Source organism: Paraburkholderia panacisoli (assembly GCF_008369935.1).
GTDB lineage: Bacteria > Pseudomonadota > Gammaproteobacteria > Burkholderiales > Burkholderiaceae > Paraburkholderia > Paraburkholderia panacisoli.
The window spans coordinates 166367-173003 of sequence record NZ_VTUZ01000019.1; the positions used below are offsets into that span (position 1 = coordinate 166367).

The 6637-nt window shown below is 64.3% G+C and carries 3 protein-coding genes; all 3 read right to left on the reverse strand.

Annotation, left to right across the window (positions count from 1 at the left end; genetic code table 11):
* Positions 1 to 3126 (reverse strand): MdtB/MuxB family multidrug efflux RND transporter permease subunit, encoded by a 3126-nt coding sequence (locus FVF58_RS26575; protein ID WP_149672798.1) that lies wholly within the window; start codon positions 3124 to 3126, stop codon positions 1 to 3.
* Between the two features lie 18 nt (positions 3127 to 3144).
* On the reverse strand, positions 3145 to 4554 hold the full coding sequence (locus FVF58_RS26580; protein WP_149672799.1) for an MdtA/MuxA family multidrug efflux RND transporter periplasmic adaptor subunit: 1410 nt from the start codon (positions 4552 to 4554) through the stop codon (positions 3145 to 3147).
* Between the two features lie 365 nt (positions 4555 to 4919).
* Positions 4920 to 5756, reverse strand: coding sequence for an IclR family transcriptional regulator (locus tag FVF58_RS26585; protein WP_149672800.1), 837 nt, complete (start codon positions 5754 to 5756; stop codon positions 4920 to 4922).
* Between the last annotated feature and the right edge of the window lie 881 nt (positions 5757 to 6637).

Here is a 6637-nt window from a genome sequence, read left to right on the forward strand (position 1 = left end):
TCAAGTCCCCGCATCGGTGGCGGGCGGCGCCGTCGGTTTGCCGCGGTTGAAGCGTTCGCGCGCGCGGCGGCCGAGCGAATCGAACGCGAGGTAGATCACCGGCGTGGTGAACAGCGTCAGCAGCTGGCTGACAATCAGCCCGCCCGCGATCGCGATACCGAGCGGCCGGCGCAGCTCCGAACCGGCGCCGGTGCCGAGCATCAGTGGCAGTGCGCCGAGCAGCGCGGCGAGGGTGGTCATCAGGATCGGCCGGAAGCGCAGCAGACACGCCTGGTAGATCGCTTCGCGCGGCGGCTTGCCTTCCTCGCGCTCGGCGTACAGCGCGAAGTCGATCATCATGATCGCGTTCTTCTTTACGATACCGATCAGCAGCACGATGCCGATGATGCCGATGATGTCCAGATCATGCCCGGTGATCAGCAGCGCAAGCAGCGCGCCGACCCCGGCCGACGGCAGCGTGGAGAGAATCGTGATCGGATGGATGAAGCTCTCGTACAGCACGCCGAGCACGATGTACATCGTGATGATGGCCGCGAGAATCAGGAACAGCTCGTTGGCCAGCGACGCCTGGAACGCGAGTGCCGCGCCCTGGTAGCGCGTCTGGAACGACGCCGGCAAGCCGATGTCCTTCTCGGCCTGGCTGATCGCGTTGACCGCCGCGCCGAGCGACGAGCCCGGCGCGAGGTTGAACGACACCGTGGTGGCCGGGAACTGGCTCAGATGCGTGACGAGCAGCGGCGCGGGCTGTTCGATGAACTTCGCGATGGCCGACAGCGGCACCTGGCCGCCCGTCGACGTGGAAGAGGGCAGGTAGATCGAGTTAAGCGAGTCGGTGTAGTGCTGCATCTCCGGCAAGGCTTCCAGAATCACGCGGTACTGATTCGACTGCGTGAAGATGGTCGAGATGATGCGCTGGCCGTACGCGTCGTACAGCGCGCTGTCGATGGTGGCCGGCGTGATGCCGAAGCGCGACGCGGTGGCGCGGTCGATCTCGATGAACACCGAGCGGCCGTTGTCCTGCAGATTGGTCGCCACGTCCGCGAGTTCGGGGGCCTGCTTCAGGCGGTCGAGGAGCTTCGGCACCCAAGTCGTGAATTCGTTGATGTTCGCATCGGTCAGCATGAACTGGTACTGCGTCGGGCTTACGGTCGAATCGATCGTCAGATCCTGCACCGGCTGCATGAACAGCGACGCGCCCGTGATATGCGCGACATCCTTTTGCAACTGGCGGATCACCTCGCTCGCGGTGTTGCTGCGGTCGTCGCGCGGCTTCAGGTTGATCAGCATGCGGCCGCTGTTCAGCGTGATGTTGCTGCCGTCCACGCCGATGAACGACGTGAGGCTTTCGACATCCGGGTTCTTCAGGATCTGCGCGGCGAGTTCCTGCTGGCGCTCGGCCATCGACGCATACGACACCGACTGCGGCGCCTGCGTGATCGCCTGGATCACGCCGGTATCCTGGACCGGAAAGAAGCCCTTCGGAATGAAGACGTACAGCACTCCGGTCAGCACCAGCGTGAGCACGGCGACCACCAGCGTGGAGCGCTGCCGGTTCAGCACCCACGTGAGCGCGACCGCATAGCGGGCGATCACCCAGTCGATGGCGCGGTGCGCCTTCGCCTCGAAGCGGTGGCTCTCATGCGGCGGCGAGTGGCGCAGCAGTTTCGCGCACATCATCGGCACCAGCGTGAGCGACACGACCGCCGAAATCACGATGGTCACCGCGAGCGTGATCGCGAATTCATGGAACAACCGGCCGACCACGTCGCCCATGAAGAGCAGCGGGATCAGCACGGCGATCAGCGACACCGTCAGCGAAATGATCGTGAAGCCGATCTGCTTCGAGCCCTTCAGCGCCGCTTCCAGTGGCGGGCCGCCGTCTTCGACGTAGCGCGCGATGTTTTCGATCATCACGATCGCGTCGTCGACCACGAAGCCGGTCGCGATGGTCAGCGCCATCAGCGACAGGTTGTCGAGCGAGAAGCCGCACAGGTACATCACGGCGAGCGTGCCGATCAGCGACAGCGGCACCGACAAGCTCGGAATGATGGTCGCGTAGACGTTGGCGAGGAACAGGTACATCACCAGCACCACCAGCACCACGGACATCGCCAGTTCGAACTGCACGTCGCGCACCGACGCGCGGATCGTGGTGGTGCGGTCGGTGACGATCTGCACGTCGAGCGCGGCGGGCAGCGCCTGCTGCAATTGCGGCAGCAGCGCCTTGATGCTGTCCACCACCTGGATCACGTTGGCGCCCGGCTGGCGCTGCACGTTCAGGATGATCGCCGGCGTGTTGTCGACCCATGCGCCGAGCTTGGTGTTCTCCGCCCCCTGCACGATGTTCGCGACGTCGGTCAGCATCACCGGACGGCCGTTCTTGTACGCGATCACCGCGCTCTTGTACTGGTCGGCGTCGGTCAGCTGGTCGTTCGAGTTGATCGTGTAGTTGCGCGTCGGACCGTCGAAGTTGCCCTTCGGCGTATTGACGTTCAGGTTCGAGATGGTGGTGCGCAGGTCGTCCAGATTCAGGCCGTACGCGGCGAGCGCGCGCGGGTTCGCCTGAATCCGCACCGCCGGGCGCTGGCCGCCCGACACGCTCACCAGACCCACGCCCGCGACCTGCGAGATTTTCTGCGCGAGACGCGTGTCGGCCAGGTCCTGCACCTGGGTCATCGGCAGCGTCTTCGAGGTGATCGCGAGCGTGATGATCGGCGCGTCGGCCGGGTTGACCTTCGCGTAGATCGGCGGCGCGGGCAGGTCGGACGGCAGCAGGTTGCCCGCCGCGTTGATCGCGGCCTGGACTTCCTGCTCGGCGATGTCGAGCGGCAGATCGAGGCTGAATTGCAGCGTGATGATCGACGAGCCGGCCGAGCTTTGCGACGACATCTGATTCAACGACGGCATCTGCCCGAACTGCCGCTCGAGCGGCGCGGTCACGGACGACGTCATCACTTCCGGGCTCGCGCCCGGATAGAAGGTCTGAACCTGGATCGTCGGATAGTCGACCTGGGGCAGCGCGGACAGCGGCAAAAAGCGCAGCGCGACGAGGCCGACCAGCATGATCGCCGCCATCAGCAGCGCGGTGCCGACGGGACGCAGAATAAAAGCGCGGGATGGATTCATGCGATCAGTGCCGTTCCTTTATTGCGCGGCTTGCGACACGTGTCTGCCGTGATGCGCATGGGCGCCCGACGCGCCCGACGCGGCGGCTGCGCCGCTCGCGCCATGCGCGCCTGAGGCGGCGCGCGGCCGCTCGGCCGGAATCGTGATCTTCGCGCCTTCGCGCAGCCGGTCAGAACCGTCGGTCACGACGCGCTCGCCGACCTGCAGGCCCGATTTGATGCTGGTGCGTTCGCCGTCCACCGGGCCGGTCTTGACCGGGCGCACCGTGACCGTGTTGTCCGGCTTCACGACGTACACGAACTGGCCCATCGAGCCGTTGAGCACGGCCGTGGTCGGCACGATCACCGCGTCCTTGATGGTGTCGATCAGCAGGCGCGTATTCACGAACTGATTCGGGAACAGCTTGTTGTCGTCGTTCTGGAAGATCGCGCGCAGCCGGACGGTGCCGGTGGTCGTGTCGATCTGGTTGTCCATCGTCTTCAGCGTGCCGGCTTCGAGCGACCGGGTGTTGCTGCGGTCGTACGCGGTGGCCGACAGCTGCTCGCCGTTCTGCGTGTGCTGGATAATCTGCTGCAGGTTGTCTTCCGAGGTGGTGAAGATCACGCTGATCGGCTGCAACTGCGTGATCACGACGAGGCCCGTGGAGAGGCTCGACGTCACGTAGTTGCCCGGGTCCACCTGGCGCAGCCCGACGCGGCCCGACACCGGCGCGGTGATGCGCGCGTAGACGAGGTCGAGTTTGAAGCTATCGATGTTCGCCTTGTCGGACTTCACGGTGCCTTCGTATTGGCGCACGAGCGACGCCTGCGTATCGACCTGCTGGCTCGCGATCGAGTCCTGCGCGAGCAGCGTCTGGTAGCGCTTCAGGTCGAGGCGCGCGGTTTGCAGCAGCGCCTCGTCGCGCACCAGCGTGCCTTGCGCGTTCTCGAGCGAGATCTGGTATGGGCGCGGGTCGATCTGGGCCAGCACGTCGCCCTTCTTGACCATCTGGCCTTCCTTGAAATATACGTCCTGCAGCACGCCGCTCAACTGCGGCAGCACCGTGACGGTGGCGAGCGGGGTGACCGTGCCGAGCGCGGTCAGCACCACCGGCATCTCACCTTGCGTGGCGGCTGCCACATGGACCGGTTGCGGCATGTTGGCCATGCCGCCGCGCCCGCCCCGGCCGCCGCTGCGGGCGCCCGACGCGCCGCTGGCTCCGCTCGCGCCGCTTGCGCCGCCGTCGGGCCCGCCCCACGGATGCCAGCGCCACAGCACGACGCCCAGAACGACCAGCGCCGCGACGATCAGTGCAATGTTGCGGCCGCGGTGCCGCTGCACCATGCCGGGGGCATGGTCTGGCGCGCCAGTCGGGGTGCCGCTGGAGGACGGTTGGGAAGCCGGAGCGGCAGGGCGTTGGGATTCCGGATGCTTTTGTTGTTCGTCCATCAGTTCGGTCAGGTGGCTGGCTTGAATGTGGGCCGCTCGCGCGGTCGCGCCGTTACACAAGTTCGGCGGACCGGCGCGCGCGCGGCATGACAGGCGGTTTCGACAGCGGGTGCGCCGTGCTTGTTCAGCGCGATGCTACCCGGGGTGCAGGGCAGAGATGTTAACGCAATGCGGCATCATCACAGTTTTGCCGAGCCGTTTTCGATGCCGAATACGGCTAGCCGGGCGAGCGGCCCGCGACGGGAAGGCATGATCCTACGTTGCGGGGTCTGTAACAGTCCACCCGCGTATTTTTCTTTTGATTACGAAGGTTACAGTCACGCCGGCAAATCGCGCTGCCCGGCGCTCGGCGCGCCGCTGCCGCCTCAGGTGTCGAGCCGGCGCCCCGGCGTGCCGCCGATCTCGACGACGATCTTGCCGATGCACTCGAGCAGCGCCGGCGCGGCGCGCGAGATCAGCCAGTCGCGCGGACATTGGTCCGCCGAGCCGCCGCAATTGACCGCATAGCGCTCGCCCGACGGGCCGACGAAGCCCAGCGCGATCGCGTTCAGGCCGTCGTGCCACTCGCCGGTGGCGATCGCGAAGCCGCGCTCGACGGTCTCCTGCAACGCGCTTTCAAGGCGGCTGCCGATGTAGCCCCAGTCATCGCCTTCCGCCGCCTGCAAGCCGACCAGCAGCTTGTCGCGCTCTGGCTGCGTGAGCGCCGCGAGGTACGCGCGGCCCACCGCAGTGCGGCTCAGATTCATCCGTGAGCCGATCTCGAGGCGCGACACCAGCACCGCCGAGCGCGGCCGGATCGCGTCGATCACCACCATGTCGAGACGGTCGCGCACGGCCAGATGCACGGACAGCGCGGTGCGTTCGGCGAGTTCGATCAGGAACGGCCGGGCGCGCGCGCGGATATCGAAGTTGCGCAGAAAGCCGTTGCTCAGTTCCAGCACCGAGGAGGTCAGCACGAAGCGCTCGCTGTCCGGCAGCCGGAACAGGTAGCCGGCACTGACCAGCGTGGCGGTGATGCGCGAGACGGTCGGCTTGGGAATGCCGGTCAGTTCGGTGAGTTCGCGATTGCTGAGCGGCGCGTCGGCGGCCGCCACCGAGCGCAGCACGGTCAGGCCGCGGGCAAGCGCGGTGACTTCATCGCCCGAGCCGTCTTTGTCTTTGACCGGCTCGGCGGCGGTTCTGGAGGGAGAGGATCGGTTCATGTTTTTTTTTGGAACTTTATTTCAATTTATGCGTTCTCAGCCTGCTAAACAACCGAGCCGCGCGAGCGCGCCGGGGGCCCGGTGGTCGGCTCTTCAGTGAAATTTTCATAGAACACTCAATCGTATTAGGAGATTTTGCCGTGCCGAATAAAGCCTCATTAGATTTTGCTTGACTTAGTCAGCATAACCATAAAAAATGGAATCCTATTTCGAAAGACGACTTCAGGTTGCGAATTTCCAGTTCTGAACTCGCCGCGGTTCGCGCAGTCTCCGGTCCAGCGTCTTCTCACCGTTCATCGTCATAGCCCGCACCGGGCATCACAGCGACCCCCCAACTTTCGAATACCGTCTCTCAGGTTCTAGCACGGCCCTCGGAATGGCTAGAACTTTTTAAGGCGTCACGGCAACGTGACGCCTTTTTTTTCGCCCGTATCGGCGCACAACAAAATCTGCAGCTTTGCTCTGTTTGACGCCGCACCGCAGCAATTTCGGGGTTTTTGCTGTGACCGCAAGGGCGACACGCGGGCCCTCAGTTCGAGCGGACTTTCATATTCAGTATTCGCTTACTTTAACCTGCGACGGACTTTCTTGCTGGCATCAAACCAGCAACTGCCAGGTCTCCACACCGACCACACGTGCCAATGCGTCCAAGGTATCAAGCGTTGGTGCGACAGTCTGACTTTCAATTTTGTAGTTGGGGGTGCGGCGGATAAGTTGGACTACCCGGAGGTAGTTCATGTATTCGTACGAAGACCGCGTTCGAGCAGTCAAACTCTATATCCGACTCGGTAAGCGTCTCACAATGACCGTTCGTCAATTGGGTTATCCGACAACGAAAGCTCTTGAGCGTTGGTATCGGATATACGAGCAATCCCAGGATT